This window comes from Propionivibrio soli (genome assembly GCF_025770765.1).
Taxonomy (GTDB): Bacteria; Pseudomonadota; Gammaproteobacteria; order Burkholderiales; family Rhodocyclaceae; genus Propionivibrio; species Propionivibrio soli.
Genome location: NZ_JANZKY010000014.1, coordinates 1 through 22,052, shown reverse-complemented (window position 1 = coordinate 22,052; position 22,052 = coordinate 1). Strand labels below are relative to the sequence as shown.

The 22,052-nt window shown below is 58.4% G+C and carries 24 protein-coding genes and 1 tRNA gene; 10 read left to right on the top strand and 15 right to left on the bottom strand.

Annotation, left to right across the window (positions count from 1 at the left end; translation table 11 throughout):
• Positions 1-2 precede the first annotated feature (2 nt).
• Entirely contained in the window at positions 3-1,394 is a 1,392-nt protein-coding gene (gene cysS, locus NZ453_RS16290) for a cysteine--tRNA ligase (protein ID WP_263771791.1), read from the bottom strand.
• A gap of 134 nt (positions 1,395-1,528) precedes the next feature.
• Between cysS and NZ453_RS16285 the strand changes: the two genes are divergently transcribed.
• From NZ453_RS16285 to nadC, 6 genes are all read left to right on the top strand, one after another.
• Entirely contained in the window at positions 1,529-2,659 is a 1,131-nt protein-coding gene (locus NZ453_RS16285) for a L,D-transpeptidase Cds6 family protein (protein WP_263771790.1), read from the top strand.
• Positions 2,629-3,873, top strand: a complete 1,245-nt coding sequence (locus tag NZ453_RS16280; RefSeq protein WP_263771789.1) for a L,D-transpeptidase family protein — start codon at positions 2,629-2,631, stop codon at positions 3,871-3,873. The genes NZ453_RS16285 and NZ453_RS16280 overlap by 31 nt, the downstream gene beginning before the upstream one ends.
• Entirely contained in the window at positions 3,873-4,433 is a 561-nt protein-coding gene (locus tag NZ453_RS16275) for a peptidylprolyl isomerase (protein ID WP_263771788.1), read from the top strand. Before NZ453_RS16280 ends, NZ453_RS16275 begins: the two co-directional genes overlap by 1 nt.
• Before the next feature lie 9 nt (positions 4,434-4,442).
• On the top strand, positions 4,443-4,934 hold the full coding sequence (locus NZ453_RS16270; protein ID WP_263771787.1) for a peptidylprolyl isomerase: 492 nt from the start codon (positions 4,443-4,445) through the stop codon (positions 4,932-4,934).
• 24 nt (positions 4,935-4,958) lie between these two features.
• Positions 4,959-5,699, top strand: coding sequence for a UDP-2,3-diacylglucosamine diphosphatase (locus tag NZ453_RS16265; RefSeq protein ID WP_263771786.1), 741 nt, complete (start codon positions 4,959-4,961; stop codon positions 5,697-5,699).
• 212 nt (positions 5,700-5,911) lie between these two features.
• On the top strand, positions 5,912-6,784 hold the full coding sequence (gene nadC / locus NZ453_RS16260) for a carboxylating nicotinate-nucleotide diphosphorylase (RefSeq protein ID WP_263771938.1): 873 nt from the start codon (positions 5,912-5,914) through the stop codon (positions 6,782-6,784).
• Between the two features lie 385 nt (positions 6,785-7,169).
• On the opposite strand, the gene thrC is transcribed toward nadC, so the two are convergent.
• The 5 genes from thrC to NZ453_RS16235 all read right to left on the bottom strand — a co-directional run bounded on the left by thrC (position 7,170) and on the right by NZ453_RS16235 (position 12,680).
• Positions 7,170-8,612, bottom strand: a complete 1,443-nt coding sequence (gene thrC / locus NZ453_RS16255) for a threonine synthase (RefSeq protein WP_263771785.1) — start codon at positions 8,610-8,612, stop codon at positions 7,170-7,172.
• A gap of 69 nt (positions 8,613-8,681) precedes the next feature.
• Positions 8,682-9,404: a GGDEF domain-containing protein gene (locus NZ453_RS16250; protein ID WP_263771783.1), complete on the bottom strand. Its 723-nt coding sequence runs from the start codon at positions 9,402-9,404 to the stop codon at positions 8,682-8,684.
• 299 nt (positions 9,405-9,703) lie between these two features.
• Positions 9,704-11,014: a homoserine dehydrogenase gene (locus tag NZ453_RS16245; protein WP_263771782.1), complete on the bottom strand. Its 1,311-nt coding sequence runs from the start codon at positions 11,012-11,014 to the stop codon at positions 9,704-9,706.
• On the bottom strand, positions 11,011-11,457 hold the full coding sequence (locus NZ453_RS16240) for a GNAT family N-acetyltransferase (protein ID WP_263771781.1): 447 nt from the start codon (positions 11,455-11,457) through the stop codon (positions 11,011-11,013). Before NZ453_RS16240 ends, NZ453_RS16245 begins: the two co-directional genes overlap by 4 nt.
• Positions 11,454-12,680, bottom strand: a complete 1,227-nt coding sequence (locus tag NZ453_RS16235; protein WP_263771780.1) for a pyridoxal phosphate-dependent aminotransferase — start codon at positions 12,678-12,680, stop codon at positions 11,454-11,456. Before NZ453_RS16235 ends, NZ453_RS16240 begins: the two co-directional genes overlap by 4 nt.
• Positions 12,681-12,825: 145 nt before the next feature.
• On the opposite strand from NZ453_RS16235, the gene NZ453_RS16230 reads away from it, so the two are divergent.
• Both NZ453_RS16230 and NZ453_RS16225 read left to right on the top strand, forming a co-directional pair.
• The gene (locus tag NZ453_RS16230) at positions 12,826-13,197 is read left to right on the top strand and encodes an Mth938-like domain-containing protein (protein ID WP_263771779.1); all 372 of its coding nucleotides are present in this window, start codon (positions 12,826-12,828) and stop codon (positions 13,195-13,197) included.
• Between the two features lie 104 nt (positions 13,198-13,301).
• On the top strand, positions 13,302-14,180 hold the full coding sequence (locus NZ453_RS16225; RefSeq protein WP_263771778.1) for a polysaccharide deacetylase family protein: 879 nt from the start codon (positions 13,302-13,304) through the stop codon (positions 14,178-14,180).
• 85 nt (positions 14,181-14,265) lie between these two features.
• Here NZ453_RS16225 and NZ453_RS16220 read toward each other — a convergent pair whose 3' ends face one another.
• A complete protein-coding gene (locus NZ453_RS16220; protein WP_263771776.1) occupies positions 14,266-14,958 on the bottom strand; it encodes a Bax inhibitor-1/YccA family protein in 693 nt (230 codons plus the stop codon).
• A 199-nt stretch (positions 14,959-15,157) separates the two neighbouring features.
• On the opposite strand from NZ453_RS16220, the gene NZ453_RS16215 reads away from it, so the two are divergent.
• Both NZ453_RS16215 and NZ453_RS16210 read left to right on the top strand, forming a co-directional pair.
• Positions 15,158-15,245 (top strand) — tRNA-Ser (locus tag NZ453_RS16215).
• 172 nt (positions 15,246-15,417) lie between these two features.
• Positions 15,418-16,368: an acyltransferase family protein gene (locus NZ453_RS16210; RefSeq protein WP_263771775.1), complete on the top strand. Its 951-nt coding sequence runs from the start codon at positions 15,418-15,420 to the stop codon at positions 16,366-16,368.
• 372 nt (positions 16,369-16,740) lie between these two features.
• Here NZ453_RS16210 and NZ453_RS16205 read toward each other — a convergent pair whose 3' ends face one another.
• The 8 genes from NZ453_RS16205 to NZ453_RS16170 all read right to left on the bottom strand — a co-directional run.
• Positions 16,741-17,430, bottom strand: coding sequence for a hypothetical protein (locus NZ453_RS16205; RefSeq protein WP_263771774.1), 690 nt, complete (start codon positions 17,428-17,430; stop codon positions 16,741-16,743).
• Positions 17,431-17,480: 50 nt separating this feature from the next.
• Positions 17,481-18,047, bottom strand: a complete 567-nt coding sequence (locus NZ453_RS16200; protein ID WP_263771773.1) for a hypothetical protein — start codon at positions 18,045-18,047, stop codon at positions 17,481-17,483.
• Positions 18,048-18,265: 218 nt separating this feature from the next.
• Complete coding sequence (locus tag NZ453_RS16195) at positions 18,266-18,814, bottom strand: hypothetical protein (RefSeq protein ID WP_263771772.1); 549 nt, start codon at positions 18,812-18,814, stop codon at positions 18,266-18,268.
• A gap of 29 nt (positions 18,815-18,843) precedes the next feature.
• Positions 18,844-19,092 (bottom strand): hypothetical protein, encoded by a 249-nt coding sequence (locus NZ453_RS16190; RefSeq protein WP_263771771.1) that lies wholly within the window; start codon positions 19,090-19,092, stop codon positions 18,844-18,846.
• A gap of 371 nt (positions 19,093-19,463) precedes the next feature.
• Positions 19,464-19,889 (bottom strand): hypothetical protein, encoded by a 426-nt coding sequence (locus NZ453_RS16185; RefSeq protein WP_263771770.1) that lies wholly within the window; start codon positions 19,887-19,889, stop codon positions 19,464-19,466.
• 87 nt (positions 19,890-19,976) lie between these two features.
• On the bottom strand, positions 19,977-20,165 hold the full coding sequence (locus tag NZ453_RS22230) for an Arm DNA-binding domain-containing protein (protein WP_420851676.1): 189 nt from the start codon (positions 20,163-20,165) through the stop codon (positions 19,977-19,979).
• Positions 20,166-20,593: 428 nt separating this feature from the next.
• A complete protein-coding gene (locus NZ453_RS16175) occupies positions 20,594-21,544 on the bottom strand; it encodes a CysB family HTH-type transcriptional regulator (protein WP_263771768.1) in 951 nt (316 codons plus the stop codon).
• Between the two features lie 44 nt (positions 21,545-21,588).
• Positions 21,589-22,052, bottom strand: a 464-nt coding sequence (locus NZ453_RS16170) for a sulfate ABC transporter substrate-binding protein (RefSeq protein WP_263771767.1), incomplete at its 5' end; no start/stop codon positions are given.

Sequence of the window (22,052 nt, the reverse complement as noted above, 5' to 3'; positions counted from 1 at the left end):
GCCTAGGCCCGTCGCCAGTTGGTGCCCTGCGCGGTGTCTTCCAGAACAATCCCCGCAGCGAGTAGCGCACTACGGATGCGGTCGGCCTCGGCGAAGTTCTTCGCTTTCTTGGCGGCTACTCTTTCGGCGATCATTGCCTCAATCTTTTCCGGAGCGAACTCGCCTTCCGCCGAGCCTTCACTTGCACCGCCTGGGGTCGCTTGCAGGAAAGCCTGCGGGTCGCGCCTCAGGAGACCAAGAATCCCCGCCAACGCACGCAACTGACCGGCAAGTTTCGGGGACTTGCTACGGTTCACTTCAGCGGCAAGATCAAACAATACCGCGCACGCCTCGGGCGTATTGAAGTCGTCGTCCATCGCCAAGCGGAAGCGCCGCGCGTGGGCTTCTTCCCAATCGACCGTGCAGTCTTCGCCTTTCACCGCTTTCAGGGCGGTATAAAGCCGCACCAGCGATTGTCGGGCATCGTCCAAATGCACATCCGAGTAATTGAGCGGGCTGCGGTAATGCGCCCGCAGGATGAAGTAGCGCACAACTTCCGCGTCGTACTTCTTGAGCACTTCGCGGATGGAGAAGAAATTGCCCAACGATTTGGACATCTTCTCGTTATCGACGCGTACGAAACCGTTGTGCATCCAGTAATTCACGAAGCGGCAATCGTGCGCGCCTTCCGACTGTGCAATCTCGTTCTCGTGGTGCGGGAATTGCAGATCCTGCCCGCCTCCGTGGATATCGAACTGCTTGCCGAGAATGTCGGAACTCATCGCCGAGCACTCGATATGCCAGCCGGGACGGCCGTGTCCCCAAGGCGATTCCCAGAACGGCTCGCCTTCTTTTGCGTGTTTCCAGAGCACAAAGTCGAGCGGATCCTGTTTCGCAAGATCCACATTGACACGCTCACCGGCGCGCAGGTCGTCCAGTGACTTGCCAGAAAGCTTGCCGTAACTCGGAAACTTGCGTACGGAGAAGTTCACGTCGCCGTCGGTCGCCTTGTAGGCCAGACCCTTCGACTCGAGCTGGCCGATCAGCGAGAGCATCTGCGGCACGTACTGCGTGGCTCGCGGTTCGTACGTCGGCTTTTCAACGCCGAGCGCCGCAGCATCCTCGTCCATGAACCGGATGAAGCGTTCAGTCAGCTGACCGATCGTTTCACTGTTTTCCGCGGCACGCTTGATGATTTTGTCGTCGATGTCGGTAATGTTGCGAACATAGGTGACGTCATACCCGCTCGCCTTAAGCCAGCGCTGCACTACGTCGAACACGACAAGAACCCGGCCATGCCCGAGATGGCAGTAGTCGTACACGGTCATACCGCAGACGTACATGCGCACCTTGCCGGGTTCGATCGGGACAAAATCCTGCTTTTCCCTGGCCAGGGAGTTGTAGATTTTGAGCATATTCTTTACTTGACTCGGTGGCGCCCCGCGCAGATTCGCCAGCGTACGGGGCATCAGGAAAACTTTGGATTCGACGCGCTTCTTGCTAGAATCCGCAGGTTAAGTAACCAACTTCGCAGAAGTATACCATAACGATGCATTCGCTCCCCGAAACGCCTTCGCTGGCGCGCGTTTCAGCCATTCTGGTCGGTTTGCTTCTGAGCGCTTCAGTGACGTTCGCCAACGCACAGACGCTCCCCGACGTCCAACGCCTGATGAAGCAAGGCCAGATGCCGCAGGCGCTGGAAAAAGCCGACGCTTACATCGCGACGAAACCCAAGGATGCCCAAGGCCGCTTTCTCAAGGGGCTGATTCTCACAGAGATGGGCCGTACGGCGGACGCAATTGCCGTTTTCACCAAACTGACCGAAGACTTCCCGGAGCTTCCCGAGCCCTACAACAATCTTGCCGTTCTCTACGCGCAGCAAAAGCAATACGACAAGGCGCGCACAGCACTGGAGATGGCAATTCGCACGCACCCGAGCTATTCCATCGCTCACGAGAACCTGGGCGATGTGTATGCGAAGCTCGCAAGCCAAGCGTACGACAAGGCCCTGCAGCTCGACTCATCGAACCGCGCTACGCAAACCAAGCTCTCGATGATCAAGGAACTCATCAGCACGTCGGCGAAGCCCGGGACGAGCGGCAAAGCGGGATCGGGCATCAGCTCGGAGACGAAGGCTACGACTTCGCCTGTTGCGGCGCAGGAACCCAAGCCCGCCGAAAAGAATCCGGAACCAGCCGCTACGAAGGCGCCCGAAACGAAGGTCGCCGAAGCAAAGGCCCCTGAGCCAAAGGCGACGGAAACCAAGGCGCCCCCTGAAGCCAAGGCTCCGGAAACGAAGACTCCGGAACCCAAGGCGGTAGAAAAACCGGACGTTGCGCCGGCTGTCGAAGCGGAAGTGACAAAAGCATTGCAGGGTTGGGCTAACGCCTGGTCGCGCAAGGACGTGAAAGCGTACCTGAGCTACTACGCCAGCGATTTCCGCACGCCCGATGGCATGCCACGCAAGGCCTGGGAAGCCGAACGCGCAAAGCGCATCGACAAGCCCGGCAAGTTGCAAGTGGAAGTCAGCGATATCAAGGTCTCCGTTGCCGACGACAAGGCGACGGTGAAGTTTCGTCAGCAATACACGTCGTCTACGCTTAAGTCATCGGCCAGCAAGACCGTGGTTTTCGTAAAATCCGGGGGCAAATGGCTCATTCAGCAAGAACGCGTCGGCTAACGCTCCGGGCGGCTCAGGCGACGTTCGCCGTCGCCTTGGTTCTTCTTTGCCCCGCCAATCCGTCTGTCGTTGCCGGCCAGGGTTCCGGAGCGACGGTTTTTTCGGATTCCGGACTTGAACCACAGCTCTCGCGCATCTTCGACGAAATCGAGAAAAACCGGCTCGACAACGCACTCAGCCTGACCGAAGGCTTGCTCAAGCAATACCCGACTTTCCGCCTCGCGCATCTGATCAAGGGCGACATACTGCTTGCGCGCAGCATGCCGCTATCGACGTTCGGAAACGTAAGCAACGCTCCGCCCGATAAACTCGCGGACCTGCGCGATGAAGCCATCGCCCGGCTGAAGGCTTACCGCAATCGGTCGGCGGCGATGGAGTATGTTCCGCGGTACCTGATGCAGATGCCGCCCGATCAGAAATACGCGGTAGTCGTTGATACGCAAAAAGCTCGACTGTACCTTTACCAGAACGACACCGCTTCGGGCCGCCCGCGCTTCGTCGCCGACTACTACATCTCGCACGGAAAGCTCGGAGCGGACAAGACCCGCGAAGGCGACAAGAGAACGCCGACCGGGGTCTATCACGTCACGTCGAGCCTTTCGCCGAAGAAAGTCGGCGACTTCTACGGCAGTGGTGCGTTCCCGATCAACTACCCGAATGAATGGGACAAACGGCAGGGGCGCAACGGTCATGGCATTTGGCTGCATGGAACCCCGTCCGACACGTATTCGCGCCCTCCGAAAGCCTCGGATGGCTGTGTCGTGCTGTCCAATGCAGACCTTGAGGCTTTGGCGAAGAATCTGCAGATCGGACTGACGCCGGTGATCATCAGCAACTCGATCGAGTGGCTTTCGTTCGACGACTGGCAAAATGAGCGCCGCACGCTGAACAAGGCTATCGAGACTTGGCGCAGCGATTGGGAAAGCAAGGACATCGACCGGTACCTACGGCACTACTCGAAGAACTTCCGTTCCAGCGACCAGGATCTTGAGCAGTACGCGAAACAAAAGCGGCAGGTTAACGCGAGCAAGGATTGGATCAAGATCAAGCTGTCAAACCTGTCGATGTTCCGGGACCCCGGCAAGGACGAACTCGTGGTCGTTACGTTCGAGCAGGATTACCAAAGCAACAACCTCAACAACCAAATGAAGAAGCGCCAGTACTGGATTCGCGAGGACGGCGCATGGAAAATCATTTTCGAAGGAGCTGCTTGATGACGAAATACGCTTTGACGCTATCCGCCTTGGCATTCTCGATGGCCGTTCTTGCTGCGCCGACGATCGAGATGCAGACGAGCGCCGGAACGGTCGTCATCGATCTCGACTCGGAAAAGGCGCCGAAGACAGTCCAAAACTTCCTTCGTTACGCCAACGAAGGTTTCTACAACGGCACCACCTTCCACCGCGTGATCGACGGCTTCATGATTCAGGGCGGTGGGTTTACGCCGACAATGGAACAGAAAACAACGGGAAACCCGATTCCCAACGAGGCCAAGAACGGCCTCAAGAACTCGCGCGGAACGATCGCCATGGCACGTCGAGGCGATCCTGATTCAGCCACCTCGCAATTCTTCATCAATCTCGTCGACAACTCCGGGCAACTTGATTACCCCTTGAACGGCGGTGGGTACGCAGTGTTCGGGAAGGTTGTTCAGGGTATGGCCGTTGTCGACAAGATCGCGAAGATCCCCACCGGCAATCGCGGACCGCATCAGAATGTGCCGCTCGAACCCGTCACCATTCAATCAGTCAAAGTGCTTTCGGACAAGAAATAAGGAAACCTCATGATCAAGCTGCACACCAATTTCGGCGTCATTGCCCTCGAACTCGACGCCGAAAAGGCCCCGGAGACGGTCAAGAACTTCATCTCCTACGTGGAAGCCGGGCACTATGACAACACCGTCTTCCATCGCGTCATCCCAGGCTTCATGATCCAGGGCGGAGGTTTCGAACCGGGGATGAAACAGAAGCCCTGTGAGGCTCCGATCAAGAACGAAGCCGACAACGGACTGAAGAACGATGCCTACACCATCGCCATGGCCCGTACCGGCGATCCGCATTCGGCCACGGCGCAGTTCTTCATCAACGTCGTCGACAACGACTTCCTGAACTTCAAGTCGCCCAACGGCAATGGCTGGGGCTACTGCGTGTTCGGCAAAGTTGTCGAAGGTACGGAGGTGGTGGACAAGATCAAGAATGTGAAAACCGGAAACTCCGGTTTCCATCAAGACGTACCGAAGGAAGACGTCATCATCGAGCGCGCTGAAGTCTGCTAAGACTTCACAAACGGTGCAGGGACAGTGATCCATTTCATTTCGGACCTGCACCTTTCGGCGCAGGCGTCCGATGCCACACGCATCTTTCTCGATTATCTCGAACACGAAGCGCTGTCGGCCGACCAACTGTTCATCCTCGGCGATCTGTTCGAAGCATGGCCCGGCGACGATTACCTGGATGACCCGGAAGCAGCCTGCGAGCGGGCTGTCGCCGATGGACTGCGCTCGTTGGCCGGACGCGGCGTCCAGGTTTCGGTCATGCACGGCAACCGGGATTTCCTGCTTGGCACCCTCTTTGAAAAACGCAGCGGCGTTCGATTGGTCCCCGATCCTTTTGTCCTGTCGGCGGATGGATGGCAGTTCGTTCTCTCGCACGGAGACATTCTGTGCACCAACGACGCGGAATACGTGGCGTTTCGCGCGCAAGTCCGCGATTCCGCTTGGCGCGCCGCCTTTCTTTCCAAACCGCTCGCGGAGCGCAAGGCGATCGCCGTTGCAATGCGGCGGCAAAGTGAAGACAAGAAGCGGGAGAAAGACGCCTGCGTTATGGACGTCAACACTGCCGAAACGGAAGACTTTCTGCGCACCCGCGGCTATGCCACTCTGATCCACGGTCATACGCACCGACCGGCGACGCACGCTCACCTCGTCGACGGTATCCACGTCGAGCGCTGGGTACTGTCCGACTGGCACGAACATCGTGGTGAGGTGTTGAGGTGGGATGGCACCCGCCTAACCCGACAAGCGCTGATCGGCCCCACGTAACGGTCCTTGTTCCAAAGCGGGGTTTCGAACCCGTCATCCCACAAACGGGATACTGCTGGTGAACCCTCAACGTTTCCTGTCCGTCTTGTTGCTCGGAAGAAGTCCGAAGAGAACTCATACCGGCTGGCATTCGGCAACATGCGCCTTGCGCCGAAAGAGGTGCAACGGCGATGGTAGAATCTTCGATTCCGCCACAAGCGCTTTCGCATACCATGACCACACTCTTCGCCCCCACTCCCGCCACCGATCTCGCTTCGGAAATCGAGCGCAATATCGCCGCCGCCCTCGCCGAAGACGTAGGAGCTGGTGATCTCACAGCACAGCTGGTGTCGGGGAAACTCACTAAACGGGCCACGGTCATTTCGAGGGAGCAGGCCGTTTTATGCGGAACGGCTTGGTTCGATTGCTGTTTTCAATCGCTCGACCCAGCAATCACCATCCGCTGGCAAGCCAAGGACGGAGAGAGCATCGCTCCGAACCAAGAGTTGTGCTTCCTGGAAGGCCCAGCCCGTGCGCTGCTAACGGGGGAACGGACGGCGCTCAATTTTCTCCAGCTGCTTTCAGGAGTCGCGACCAAGGCACGCCAATACGTCGACGCCGTTGCTGGAACCCGCGCGCAAATCGTCGACACGCGTAAAACACTTCCGGGCCTACGTCTGGCGCAGAAATTCGCCGTCAAGTGCGGAGGGGGCGGCAATCACCGGCTCGGGCTGTACGATGCCATCCTCGTGAAGGAAAACCATATTCTGGCAGCCGGCAGCATTGCCGCCGCGATGGCTCAGGCGACATCGGTAGCCGAAGCCAGTGGGCGCTGTTCGTTCATCCAGGTCGAAGTCGAAACGCTCGACGAATTGCGCCAAGCCTTGGACGCCGGAGCCAAGATGGTCCTTCTCGACAACATGTCTTTGGACCAGATGCGCGAGGCCGTCCAGATTTCCGGTGGGCGCGCCATACTCGAAGCATCGGGCAACGTGAATTTGGAAACAGTACGCGGAATCGCCGAAACGGGCGTTGACCGGATATCGATCGGGAGCCTCACGAAAGACGTGCGCGCTCTCGATCTTTCGATGCGCTTCGAAGGATAGGACAAGGCACCTCATACTTTCCGCATACAGTCATGTGGAAAGTCGTGAGGACGCGAGAAATATCTCACATCGCGCTCACGCAACCGTCGCTATAATTTGTAATGAAAAACTAGGACGCGGGGAGCAGCTGGGCGACGCTCGGCTTGCGATGAGCAGATAAGGGGCGTTCCGATATGCTGTTTGCGCTGTTTTACGTGGTTGCGATCACGATACTAGTACTGCATTTCACTGGCTTCCTGGCCAGGAACAATCTGGAGTGGCTTGTTCTCGTACTTGCGGCGGCGGTATTCCCCGCCGTCATTTATCTCTAGATCGGATCGACCGCTGATCGATAGAACAAAGGGCGCTTTTAGCGCCCTTTGCGTTTCGAATGCTGCTTGCGGTCTCAACGAGCCAACTGTTCGACGATATAGCGTTTTACGGCTTCCGGATCGACGTCCATCACCTCGGCGCGCTGCGGCAAGCTCTCAAGCCCTTCCATCGAGCGCGGCCGCTCGGGTTTCCGCCCGAGCGCCTCGACGATCGCCTCCTCGAACTTTGCCGGAAGCGCCGTTTCGAGCGCCACCATTGGTATCCCGGGCCGGCGTTTTTCGAAGGCGACTTTCAGGCCGTCGGCTGTATGGGTGTCGACTGTCACGCCGTAAGTGTCGAAGACACGGCGGATAGTCTCCACGCGGTCGGCATGGCGGCTTGAGCCGGAAACGAAGCCGAACCTCGGAAGATCAACGAAATACGGTGTTTTCGAAAGATCGAAACCCTCGCCGGCGTCGATCCTGGACCACAAGTCGCGCACGACACTTGGCTCGCGCCCGACGAGATCAAAAACGAAACGTTCGAAGTTCGACGCCTTCGAAATGTCCATCGACGGACTGGAGGTGGTAAACGTCTGTTGCGGCGTACGCGGTCGATACACTCCTGTTCGGAAAAATTCGTCGAGCACGTCGTTCTCGTTCGTCGCCATCACGAGTTGCCCGATGGGCAATCCCATCATGCGGGCGACATGACCGGCGCAGATGTTGCCGAAATTCCCCGACGGCACCGCGAAATCGACCGGCTCGTCAGCAGACCGGGTGGCGGCCAGATACCCCTTGAAGTAGTAAACGACCTGCGCGGCCACGCGGGCCCAATTGATGGAGTTAACGGCCCCGATGCGATACTTAGCCTTGAATGCCGCATCGTTTGACACCGCCTTCACGATGTCCTGAGCGTCGTCGAACATCCCGCGCACGGCAATGTTGTAGATGTTCGGGTCGGGCAGCGAGTACATTTGCGCACGCTGGAACGGGCTCATCCGTCCATGCGGCGAAAGCATGAAAACCCGAATGCCGCGCTTGCCCCGCATTGCGTATTCGGCCGCCGAGCCTGTGTCCCCCGATGTCGCGCCGAGGATGTTGATCTCCTCACCTTCCCGGGCCAGCACATACTCGAACAGGTTTCCGAGCATCTGCATCGCCATATCCTTGAACGCCAGGGTCGGGCCGTTCGACAGTTCGAGGATCCCCAACCCCGGTTCGAGCCAGCGCAAGGGCGTAATCTCATTGGCGTCGTCACCGGGCCGTGCGTTGCAGTAAACCTCGGCGGTGTAAGTCTTCCGGGTTAGCGCTTTGAGGTCTGCCGGCGGGATATCGTCGATGAACTTTGATAGCACGGCGAACGCCAAGTCCGCGTAGGAAAGGTGGCGCCAGGCATCGAGTTCTGCCCGCGAGACCGTCGGATAGGCTTCCGGAAGATACAAGCCACCATCGGGAGCCAAGCCGCCCAGCAGGATTTCGCAAAAGGATTTGGTTTGCGATTTCGGCGAATCGCCGCGAGTCGAAATGTAGCGCATGGGCCTACGGAACGGATGCGTGAAAGGCCCCGAGTTTACCATGTGCGGAGGAACGCTCCGCCGACGCACTCAACGCATGACGACGCGATTCTTGCCAGCCTTCTTGGCTTCGTAGGTCGCGGCATCGGCACGCTGGATTGCCGATTCGAGCGATTCACCGGGCGCGTAGGCAACAACACCGGCACTGAAAGTCATCGTACACCCGGTGCCAAGGATCGTGTGCGCGGAAAAATCGCGTAAGAAACGCGCAACGACAGCCGCCGCATCCGGCAACTCAGCGCCGGCAAGCATGACGACAAACTCCTCCCCACCCAGGCGGCAAAGGACATCCGAAGGACGCATCGAGCGATGCAGCGACTCGACAAAATGAACGAGCGCCCGATCGCCGGCAAGGTGGCCGAATGTGTCGTTCAACTGCTTGAAATCATCGAGGTCGATGTACGCGATGCAAACGGGCTGTCCGGTACGGCGCGCTCGCGCCAGTTCCCGTTCGCTCGCCTGCGCAAAACCGCGTCGATTCAACGCGCCTGTCAGGGGATCGATGCACGCCGCATCGCGCGCTTTGGCCAGCTCCGCTTCAAGTTCGGCGATCCTCAACTCGGCGGCCAGCAGTTCGAACATTCCGGCTTCACGAACCACGGTTTCAGGTAATCCGACAACGGTGGCCGGGGCGGCCTGTGGCCGAGTTTCGCTCTGGCATGTTGGCGGCATCGACGACGCCGCGCGGCGGTGTAGTCGCCGGGACGCGAGCCGATTGGAGTGCATGGAGGATGGAAAGTCGTTGCGCCTCATTATTCTTCTCCGTTGTCCGTCACTTGGCGGGCAGGTGCAGTATTCTACGGAAAAGAGCGGAAAATCTTGAAGTTTTTTTTAAGAAGACGACATAAGCCGCTGATTAACCATAAGAAACTAAAGAACGCCCCTTAAGCTCCGGCATAGATCGGAGCTGTGAGGCTTGGCGGTGGCAGGCGTCGGCAGGCGACACGCCGGAGATACAAAGAGGGGGTGTCGGGCAAGACAAAGCCAGCCGGCGCCACACGCGAAGTACGCTCGGCGCCCCGCCGGCAAACTAACTCGAAACGAATCGCCCCCTACAGGAGTTCTTCGAGCCGCAGCCGCGTGATCTTGCCCTTGACGACGGCGAGCCCCTCGATCTTGGCGATCGCCGCATCGATATTCTTTTCGCGCGTACGGTGCGTGAGCATGATGATGTCGGTCTGTTCCTCGCCCTCGTCCGGTTCGCGCTGAATCATGGCATCGATCGATATCTGTTGATCGGCCAGGATACGCGTGATGTCGGCGAGAACGCCCGGCTTGTCCTCCACCCGCAGGCGCAGGTAATAACTCGTCACCACTTCGGATAGCGGGAGGACCGGCAGATCCATCACGGCGTCCGGCTGAAATGCGAGATGCGGAACGCGATGCCCGGGGTCGGCTGTGTGCATCCGGGTTACGTCTACGAGGTCGGCAATGATGGCAGAAGCCGTGGGCTCGGCGCCAGCGCCCTTGCCATAGTAAAGGGTTGCGCCAACGGCATCGCCCTTGACGAGTACGGCGTTCATCGCGCCCTCTACGTTGGCAATCAGCCGCTTCGCAGGAATCAATGTCGGATGCACCCGCAACTCGACCCCTTCGGGCGTCCGCTTCGTAATGCCGAGCAATTTGATGCGATACCCGAGTTGCTCTGCATACTTGATGTCGGCCGCTTCAAGTTTGGTGATTCCCTCGACGTGCGCCTTTTCAAAAGCTGTACGGGTGCCGAACGCGATCGCGCTCATGAGCGTGAGCTTGTGCGCAGCATCGATGCCCTCCACATCGAAGGCGGGGTCAGCCTCGGCATATCCGAGCCGCTGTGCCTCTTTGAGCACGACGTCAAACGGCAAACGCTTGTCGCGCATCTCGGAAAGAATGAAGTTCGTCGTTCCGTTGATGATCCCGGCGATCCATTCGATCCGGTTAGCCGTAAGCCCCTCACGCAAGGCCTTGATGATGGGAATCCCACCAGCGACGGCTGCCTCGAAGGCCACCATGACGCCTTTGTCTTGAGCGGCGGAGAAGATCTCGTTGCCGTGGGTCGCCAACAGCGCCTTGTTGGCTGTAACGACGTGCTTGCCGTTCTCGATGGCCTTGAGGACGAGATCCTTGGCAACCCCATAGCCGCCGATGAGTTCGACCACGATATCGATGTCGGGGTCGGAAACGACCGAAAAGGCATCGTCGGTCAGTTTGCATGTCCCTTCGGTGGCTTTCCGGGCGAGCTCCAGATTCTTGTCGGCGACGACTGAAATCCGGATCGGACGTCCGGCGCGACGCGTTATCTCCTCGGCATTGCGTTTGAGAACGGTGAAGGTGCCGCCACCGACGGTACCGATGCCAAGAAGCCCAACGTTGATCGCTTTCATTTCAGTACTTTCTTTAGACTAAACGAGGAAATATGAAGCCCTTCACGGAAATAGAAACGGTGCGCCCTTGCGCGCTGCACCCCGGAGTCGAGCGCGAGAACGTCGGCGCCCAGAGCGCGTGCACGGCCTTCTAGCCAGTCGAGCATCAGCTTTCCGGCACCTTGTGAACGCCGCGTTTCATCGCTGACCAGATCGTCGACATAGAGGCGACGCCCTTCGTAGGTGTTCTCGATCAAGCGCCACACGGCAACACACACTACGACCTCACCGTCGGCCACTACGGCGAGGTGGGCACCGTTCGCAAAAACCCGGGCAAGACGGCCTGCGTAATCTGCCGGCAGCTGCGGGCGCAGTTGCCGATGCACCGGTTCCGCGCGCGCCAGCCACTCCGGTTCGATCACACTCCCCGCATCGTCCGTAACGGCAATGGCGCGCAGGGTCATACGCTGAACCGTTTGCGATAGCCTTCGAGGAAGCGTGCCACGCGGCTGACCGCCTCGCGCAGGTCATCTTCGTGCGGCAGGAAAACCAGACGGAAGTGATCCGGGTTTGGCCAATTGAAGCCTGTGCCCTGCACCAGCAGAACACGTTCTTCACGCAGCAACTCGGCGATAAAGGCCTGGTCATCGGTGATCGGATAAAGCTTCGGATCGAGCCGCGGAAACATATACAGCGTTGCTTTCGGCTTGACACACGTCACACCCGGAATCGCCGTGATCAGCTCGTGCGCGAGGTCGCGTTGCTTCCGCATTCGTCCGCCCGGTGCAACCAGTTCGTTGATGCTCTGATGACCACCAAGCGCGGTTTGAATCCCGTATTGCCCCGGGACGTTGGCGCACAGCCGCATCGACGCCAGCATATCGAGCCCCTCGATGTAGTCGCGCGCATTCCGCAAATCGCCGGAGACCACCATCCACCCGGCGCGGTAGCCGCACGAGCGGTAATTTTTCGAGAGCCCGTTGAAGCTAATCGTCACCACGTCTTCCGACAGCGAGCCGACGGCGGTATGCGTACCGCCGTCGTAGATAATTTTGTCGTACACCTCATCCGCATAAATGATGAGATCGTGTTGACGCGCCAGCTCGATGATCTCGAGCAAAATGCTATCCGGGTACAAGGCGCCCGTTGGATTGTTCGGGTTGATGACGACGATCGCACGCGTGTTCGGGGTAATCTTGGCTCGCATGTCCTCGATATCGGGCAGCCAGCCACTGCCCTCGTCGCACAGGTAATGCCGCGGGGTACCGCCGGAGAGGCTGACGGCCGCGGTCCACAGCGGGTAATCGGGCGCCGGCACCAGAACTTCGTCGCCTGCATTGAGCAATGCGTTCATCGACATGACGATCAGTTCGGAAACGCCATTGCCGATATAGATGTCTTCGAGCGTCACGCCCTTGATGCCCTTCTGCTGCGTGTAATGCATGACGGCCTTGCGTGCGGCGAAGATTCCTTTCGAATCCGAATAGCCTGCGGCGTTGGGCAGGTTGCGAATCATATCGAGCTGTATTTCCTCGGGCGAATCGAAGCCGAAGGCGGCCAGATTACCGATGTTCAGCTTGATGATCTTTTGCCCCTCATCCTCCATTCTGCGCGCCTGTTCGAGGACCGGTCCCCGAATGTCATAACACACGTCAGCCAGCTTGTTCGATTTCCGAATGGTTTTCATCGCTTTCAACCTCGCGGTTGCCCGAAGGCAAACCGTCCTTTCCGCTCACAGTTCGCAGCCACCGGAAGCACGGAACTGCGCGCCTCCGAACCAAATCCTGCAACAAGATATAATCGTAACTTTACCGCATTTCGCGCCGCAAATTATGAAGCTGCAGGTTATCCAGGCCGAAAGCCGCAACGTTTTCACCGCGTATGGCGAAGGTTATGTCAGTGTCAACGCCATGCGCCACACCAGCAACCTTATCGTTCTACCCGACCGCGTGATCACCGATTGGACGTCGGCGACCTTTGAAACACTGGCCGAATCCGACATCGAAGCCCTTGCCGCGCTCGAGGTCGAGATCATCCTGCTCGGCACCGGTAACCAGCTCCGTTTTCCCGAGCCCCGACTCATGCGACCGCTTGCCAAGGTTCAGAAGGGCCTTGAGGTCATGGACGTTCAGGCAGCCTGCCGAACATTCAACGTGCTGGTCAGCGAAGGACGAAAGGCTGCGGCCGCCCTGCTCTTCGCCTGAGCGGCACCCCCCGGACGCGGTATAGGACTACTTCACCGGGTTCGCGGAATAGGTTTGTTGATAATCCGAAATACTAAAGAACAGAAACGAGACTTTCCTCGCCAATGAAACACATTGCGCTCAAGATCGACGTCGACACTTATCGCGGCACGCTTGTCGGCGTCCCCGCCCTAACCGAGCAATTGTCGAAACACGGAACGCCGGGAACCTTCTTCTTTTCGCTCGGCAAGGACTCCAGCGGCAAGGAAGCGCGGGGGTATTCATTAGCGCAATACTATGATCGCAGCACGCGCCTCTATGGCGTTCTCTTTCCGTCACCCGACATTGGTACGCGCTGCGCCGAGACTTTACGCAAAGTGGCGGAGGCCGGCTTTGAGACGGGGCTCCACGCCTGGAACCGCGCCCTTTGGGAACGCAACATCGAACGTGCCGACAACAGTTGGGTCGGGTGGCAATTCGGTGAAGGCTGCAAGCGATACGCCGAACTCTTCGGATCGCTTCCTACGGCGTACGCCGCCCCGGGATGGCGGACCAACCGTCACGCGTTGCGCCTGACGCAGCGGTTCGGCTTCGCGTACGCAAGCGATTGCCACGGCAGCCACCCCTTCATTCCGGTCATCGACGGGGAGATCGTCCTATGCCCGCAGATTCCGACGACGCTGCCGACCATCGACGAGATCTTGGCGCTGGAGCCTTCCTTCTCGGCTGACCAGGCGGCCGATCGGATACTGCAGCTATCGAGTGCAATTCCTGGGGACCACGTCTTCACCCTGCGTGCCGAACTCGAAGGAATGAAGTTCCCGAGCGTCTTTGCCCGGTTGCTCGCAGGTTGGGTGGAACGTGGCTACGAATTGACCGGGCTTGGAGCACTGGCGTCCCCTTTGACCCTCGACGACCTGCCGCGTCACGAAGTCACCTTTTCGGAGACGGCGGGAAGGCGCGGGTCAAGGATGATGCAAGGCCCCGAGTTCCTCGCGCAATAGCAATAAAAAAGGGCGGCTTTCGCCGCCCTTCGTCTTTCTGCCGAACCGCGGAACGATCGCCCCGCGGCCGGTAATATGGTTCGCGTCAGTCGCGATTACCGCTGAAGGCCATCAGCAGGTTGAGCAGGCTCACGAAGATGTTGTAGACGTCCAGGTAGACCGCCAGCGTCGCCGTGATGTAGTTCGTCTCACCGCCATGCACGATACGACTGATGTCGTACAGGATGTACAGCGAGAAGATCAGCACGGCGGCCGCCGAGATCGTCAGCGCAAGGGCCGGAATCTGGAAGAAGATGTTGGCCAGCGCTGCCAGCAGAATCACCACGACGCCGACAAACAGGAACTTGCCCAGCGAGCTGAAATCCCGCTTCGTCACGGTCGCGATACCGGCCAGCGTGAAGAAGATCGCGCCCGTGCCGCCTGCCGCCGTCGCGATCAGCGAAGCGCCGTTCGAGAAACCGAGCGCTACCTGCAAGATGCGCGAAAGCATGAGCCCCATGAAGAACGTGAAGCCAAGCAACAGGACGACGCCCATCGCGCTGTCCTTCGTCCGCTCGATACCCCACATGAAGCCGAACGCAATTGCCAGGAAGACTACGAACGACATCAGCGGGCTGCCGGCAAACAGCGAGAACCCGAGCTGAACGCCGAGCAACGCGCCAATGACCGTCGGCACCATGGACAGTGCGAGCAACATGTAGGTATTGCGCAAGACCTTGTTCTGCTGCTGCGCCACCTCGCGAGTGGCCTGACCTGTCATCTGATACTGAGGTTGCATCTATTCATCCTCCTAAAGGAACGGTTTTACTGCTTACGTAAGACTAAGCAAGCATGCCTCAAGTTGCAAGGCTGGAGGTAACGATTTGTAACCCCGTGGTATGATACGCGCCCACTGCCGAGGGTCGCCTCGGGAACGTCGGAAGCGTGGCAGAGTGGTCGATTGCACCGGTCTTGAAATTTGTTGTAAGTAGCGAGTCGGAGGTGTGGCAGAGTGGTCGATTGCACTGGTCTTGAAAACCAGCAAAGGGCAACCTTTCGTGAGTTCGAATCTCACCGCCTCCGCCAATAAATACAAGGGCTTAGCGCAGTTCTTCGCGGTGCAAAGCAAGTGAAGAAAAGCCCTGCAACTGACCACATGCAAGGGCAAACCCGGTGCCAATCAGGGCCGGGAACAAAACAGAGCGGTAAGCAGATAGTAAGTCTTATAGGGTCGATTCGGCTAGGCACTGATAACACAATGAGCAGCGCAAATTACGTTATTGGGATCGATAGACTTCGCGCGATTGCGGCCCTAAGCGTCCTCCTAGCACATGTTGTGGGTCCCTCATTGCCAGGGCTTGCAAAATACATTTTTACGGGTTACCCAGCTGTAGTTGCATTTTTTGTTATTTCTGGATTTTGCATTCACGCCCCGTATGTCAAATCAGAATTGCCTTGTCGTGCCTTTTGGTTGGCTCGCTTTATTCGAATATCCATCCCCGCTGCTATAGCTTGGCCACTGTCATATCAACTCGGCCTGACTGACTTTAATCCAGTGGACGGCTATATTCTTTGGAGTATCGTTTGCGAACTCTGGTACTACGCTCTTTACCCCGTCTTTCTTTTTCTGCATCGCAGATGGCTTCCATTCTCATTACAGTGGGCAGTAGCTTTTGTTGTGGCTTACGGATTCGCGCTTTGGCAGGGGTCTGATCAGTACGGAAGCGCCGCCATCTATGGCTGGAGTATGAACTGGATAATTGGTCTCCCCAGTTGGCTTATTGGTTGTGCTCTGGCGGAGCGCGGTAAGCACTCGGGTCCTGTTGTTCCACTTAGATTCTCGGTCGCCATTATTGCAAGCTTTTGCTATTGGGCCACAATGAACACCGCCGTAGGTTTCTATTTGACGGGAAACTTATTCGCCATCTTGTGTGCCGCTTGGATTAGCTCAGAAATCGCTGCCGCGAAACACGAACACTGGCTTGATCGAATCGGAAAATGGAGCTACTCCATCTATTTGTTTCATATTCTCGCCTGGATAATTGTGTTCAAATTATTAACCTTAAGCAAAATAATATCCGTGCCTTTCATTCTAATATCCGTGCCTTTCATCCTGCTTGGTTGCTATATATTTTATAGATTGATTGAGCAGCCCTCACATAAAATCGCACGCCAGTTATACCGCAAACTAGCTGCGAAAACACCGTAACTGCTTCCAAATTACTGCAGATAGCGCGGCTACAGGCCGCGCAGTACTCGCGCCAATACCCTTAGCACCCTATGCCCGATCAGCGCCTGTGCTGCCTGCTACGCCGCCCACAATCGTCAGTTCGTATAGGCGACGTTCGACTAATCCTCAATACGCTTGCCTTGATGATGTTCAAAGCGGCACACGCCGACGATTAGCCCGATTGCTGCCGATAATTTGTCATGGCAAAAACAAGCCCGTCGAAGTCATGCGACTAGGGCGGCTTGGCTGCGTCAGGTTTCTGAGGAATCACCCCGCAAGCTGCGGAGGTTAGGTTATCGAGGAACTCACTGCTATGCCTCGCCTCTGTCTGACAGTGGGGTTGGTTGGGGACTACCAGCTTTCTCGGCGCGTGCCGTCCTTGCACGGGCCACACAGGCGGATGCTCGCTACGTCACGACTAAAGAACTTCTTGCCGCAGCAGGAGCAGGGACGCCAGCCGACATACCGAATGACGCGGGGCGGGTCGTAATTCGGGTCAAGTACAGGCTCCCGCCTATCGTCGCACTGCGGCCAATAGGCCGGCTCAACATATCGCGCCCCTCTGTCATTGTTGAACCTCGCGGGGGCAATCTCGGCTTCGATCTGTTCCAGCGTGGGCAGGGCGACCACATACACCGTTCGCGGCTGGTTCAGCCCATGCAGGTCGTTCAATGCGATAAGCGCCTGCACGCGGGACTCGGCGTCCTTGCTCCTCGCCGGGTCTGCCATCTGATACAGGCAGGCATTGATCCCGTCGCGCATGTGTTCCTTGCGCTGCGTTTCGGTCGGTTCGATGCCTGAATAAATGGTGACGTAGTGAAACTCGCGCCCTCGCCAAGCGCCGTGCCGAATGATGGTGCGGTTTTCAGCAAGTCGCGCCAGCACCCGCTGCCAAGTAGCGGCGGCTGACTCGAAGGGCTGAGCGATAACCACATCCTCCCGCCCCTCGAAGATGATCGTATAGCGTGCCGCTGGCGCCCTGTGTTCGTCGTCGAATAAGAAATGGGAGCGGGCCTTGTGGTCGGTGTGCTTCGTGAGCATTGTTCGTTCTCCTTATGGGGCTTGCAGTGCGGGCGGGGCATACAGCCCGCTCACCGTGTCAGCGGCGAGGTACTGCACGTCCAACTTCTTGAAAATCGCTTGCAGGATGCCAATCTCGGTGGGCGTGAGCTTGGCCTGCACTTCGTCGCGCAGCTTGGGCGGTCGGCGCGGTCTGGACTGTCGGGGTTGTGCATCTTCTCCAGCAGGTAGCCGTAGAGGTGCATTTCATTCATGTCGAGCTTGCAGAGGTCGTAGGCGGGTTCCTGCTCGGTGATGGTCACTTCCTGCTGGAGCTTGGTTGCTGCATCTAGGCCAAGGAGCTTGGCGCGTCGTTCCATGACGCGAACCGCTGTGGCAATCGCCGCCAGCTTCGGCACTTTGTCCTCCAGTACCCGCGTCAGTACGTCGCCGGTTTCGGGGTTGCGTACTGACTGGCCGTTACTGTCCAGCATGGGGGCGCTTACCACACGGCCCGCGCTCACAAGCGGGTGGAAGGCCTTGTCGGTCTGCATGGCCTCAGACAGCAGAGCGTCACAGCGCCCTAGATCAAGGGCCAGCAGTTCTTCGGCAGGTTCGCGGGTATGCGCGGCAAGTGCATTGCTGATGACACGCGACACGCGTGGGCTTGCCTACGCCCATACGTTCGCCGATTTGTTCGAGCGTCAAACCCTCAAGGCGGAGGGAGACCATTTCAGCCCGTCGTTGTGCATCGCGGACGGCGCGTGCTGATGTGATGTTTCGGGAATCTTTGCCTGTTCGTGTCATTGGTAGTTCCAACGAGACAGGCACTTATGCGGGAGCGTTGCGCGGCCGCAGGTTACGCCGTTCTGTTCAGTTACATGATGCTGATGCGGTTCATCTCTTTGGCGACTCCACCGACGCGGAGACGGGATACGCCGAGCGATTCAACGAGGCGGCTAACGCGGCGGTCGTTCTCCACACTGCCCAACCCTTCCGGCGCTGCACCTGCCTGCGTGGCGTAATAGCGAGCTTCCTTCCAATCGGCAAAATCCGCTTCCAGTTCATCAACCAGCTTGGCAACCGAAGCGGCCAGCGGTTCAAGGTCAGCAAGGCGGGCAGTAGCGCGAGCCAGCACAGCGTCACAGGTAGCCTTGAGCTTCGCGGCAGCAGCGGCACGGGCCACTTCTTCGGCGCTGCCGATGCCCTGCTCAAGGCTGGCGCGGCGAAGCTCCAGACGCTGCATCAGGCGGCGCGTGCGCTCAAGTTCGATTTCCATCAGGTTGTCGGCTTTCGCGTCGTCGCCCTTGGCAGCAGCTTCGTGCCATTCCGGATGCAGTAGGTCATATCCGCCGTTGGCCTCGGTGTGCTTCTGGATAACGCTGGTGAGGGTTTCGCGCAGCTTGTTCATTTCAGGGGTGCTCATGGATTGCTCCTTGTGGTTGGTGAATCGGGTTACTTCTGGCGATGCTGGTTATTCGCGTCCAGCATGGCGTTGATGCGGGCCTTGTGGACCACACCAGCGGGCCCGCCGTTCGCCTGCACTTCGCGGGCGTCCAGATGGTCGTTGATGAGCTTGGTCTTGAACTGAGCAAGCTCGGCGGTTTCGCTGGCGGTCAGCCCTGCCGGTTTCTGCTTGGATTGGTCTTCACGGCCGATGCTCCTTGGTTGAGAAAGTGGGTTAATCCGTCTTGGCGGGTACATCTCGCCCCAAGACTCTGTCTGACCTGCTTCACTGCTTGGAGAAGGTCTTTGTTAAGGGTGAATTCGACGCGAGCGCCGCCCTCGTCTTTCAGTCGGTCGCGGAATGCTTACTGGTTCCGGGCGTTGCCAGTTGGCAAAGCGGGCCTCTTCTCGGCTGGTGTGTTGTGATGAAGGCAGCATATGGCAAATTACCGGTAAGCACCGCATCCAGTGGTGGATTCCATCAAACCTACTAGCGGTAGTGGTCTTCATCGTCTTTTTGACGTGCCTGAACAGGTGCCGAATTCTGCGGGTTGCGTGCAATAGGCTTACGCGCTGCTGCCCCTCGGCGACGAAGTGGAACAGTTCCAATCGCTTATGGGCGCTGTCCGTCAAATAGTGTATTTGCCGTTCCTTGGCTGCATGACAAATCGGTTGCCGGTTCTCGGAGACGCATCTTGTAATTGCTGCGTCATTAACAACATCACAAGGTCAATGCTGGCTAGGGTGTCGCGGTTGTAGGCGACCTCGCGCCACTGCTGGAGTGCTGACCACACCGCGCCAACCGTGCCGTCCGGTATGCGGGTCGTCTTGGCCTTGACCGGAGCCCGTTTCTTGTGAAGTACCTCAACGGGGTTGTCCTTGATGATCGCCGTACCCTCCGGCCTGCGGTATTCCCGAATCGCGTAGTTGAACAGGGCGCGAAGCACGCTGAAACCCTGATTGGCTTGAGCTGGTGCGGGTCCGGCGCCGCGCAGACCGTGATTCTTAATCTCGTTGAACCGCCTTGTGACCGCCTCGCGGGTGATGCTCGTCATGGGCTTCTTGAGCCATGCCTCAAAGGTTGTGGTCGCATGGCGCTCGATCTCGCCCTTGCTGCTCTCCTTGAGCGGGCGGTCGCGCTTTTAGACATCTGCTACGTCGCGCAACGTTACCGTCTCGGCTGCGCGCTCCTTGGCAACGGTGCGGGGGTCAATGCCCTGCCTCATGCTCCGCAGGTGGTCACGTGCAACCTCGCGGGCTTGGTCGACAGTGAATACACCATGCGCCCCGATTGCGATGCGTGCCTCCTTGCCATTGACCCGCCCTTGCACTATGTAGGTGCGCTTCCCGTCCTTGGTAACACGTAAGCCAAACCCTCGGTCTTGCTCGTCCCAATGCAGGTCATACCCGCTTGCGGGGGAGAGTGATTTTGTCGATGTGGGTCTTCGTGAGCTTTGCCATTTTTTCCTTCTCCTAGACGTTCGGTACGCAGACCGTAAGCAGTCCAGGTAAAGCTATGGCAAGATACCCACAAAATGTAAATCCGGCACAACTCACTGATTTCATGGAACTCGTAAAACTTACGCCAGAGGCGCACAGTGGCGTAAAATCAGCCTACGAGTTCTTGAAAACCGGCAAAGGGCAACCTTTCGTGAGTTCGAATCTCACCGCTTCCGCCAGAAGTGCCCCATCCATTAGCGCGCCTCAAAGCTCTATCGCTCCCTTCCTACTAGCTGGGCACGTGGCGTTCCAACGCGTCCTAGATCACGAAGTCGCTTCCCCCGAGCGTTTCGTTGCGCAGCGCTTCGGCGATTTTCTGTTCCGTCAGCCCGGGGATCAGTTTGTCGATCAGGGCATAGGCGAAACTGCGCAGGTAAGCGCCCCGACGGATCGCGAGGCGGGTCGTATTTGGGGCAAAGAGGCCGGGTACGTCGATACGCCGCAAGTCCTGATCCCGCTCGGGGTCGTACGCCATGGCGGCGACAATGCCGACCCCCAGTCCGATGCCGACATAGGTCTTGATCACATCCGCGTCGATCGCTGAAAGAACGATGTCGGGGACCAGCCCGGCGTCGACGAAGGCCCGGTCGATGTTCGCGCGCCCGGTAAACCCTTCGTGATAGGTGACAATCGGGTAATCCGCGATCTCGGCTAGACTGACTTCCCGACGTTCGGCGAGCGGGTGGCTGGCCGGTACGACCACGGCGTGGTGCCAGCTGTAATACGGGAATGAGACAAGTTCCGTGGCGTTGGCCAGCGACTCAGTCGCAATCGCAATATCGGCCTCACCAGCCACAACCAACTCAGCGATCTCCTTCGGGCTTCCCTGATGCAGCAGAAGATGCACTCTTGGATACTCGGACTTGAACGCTTTGATCACCTCTGGCAACGCGTATCGGGCCTGCGTATGCGTGGTCGCGATCACCAGGTTGCCGCTTTCGCGGCTTGAGAAATGGTCGGCGATGTGGCGGACGTTCTGCGCATCGAGCAGGATGCGCTCGACGACCGCCAGCAACTCCTTGCCCGGCTCGGTGAGGCCGAGCAGACGTTTTCCACGCCGCACGAAGATCTCGATTCCAAGTTCGTCTTCGAGATCCTTGATGTGCTTGGAGACCCCCGGCTGCGAGGTGAACAAGGTGTTTGCCACGGTGGTCAGGTTGAAGTCCTGGCGCACGGTTTCGCGCACGATTCTGAGCTGCTGGAAGTTCATTTTCTTTTTCTCCTTACGGCCGGTTCGTTACCCGATTTTCTCCCCTACTTCGCCGCCCCGTAGATCTGATCGAACGTGCCGCCGTCGGCGAAGTGCGTCTTCTGCGCCTTGTCCCAGCCGCCAAAGACTTCATCGATGGTGATCAGGTTCACCTTGGCGAACTGCTTGGCGTACTTGGCGGCGACCTTCTCGTCGCGCGGCCGGTAGTAGTGTTTGGCGGCGATCTCCTGCCCTTCCGGGGAGTATAGGTAGTTGAGGTACGCTTCGGCGACGGGGCGCGTGCCGCGCTTGTCGACGGTCTTGTCGACGACCGACACGGGCGGTTCGGCGAGGATGGAGAGCGACGGGGTGACGATCTCGAACTTTTCGGGGCCGAGTTCCTTCACCGCCAGGAAGGCTTCGTTCTCCCAGGCGAGCAGCACGTCGCCGATGCCGCGCTCGGTGAAGGTGGTGGTGGCGCCGCGGGCGCCGGAGTCGAGCACCTTGACGTTGCGGAACAGTTGGCCGA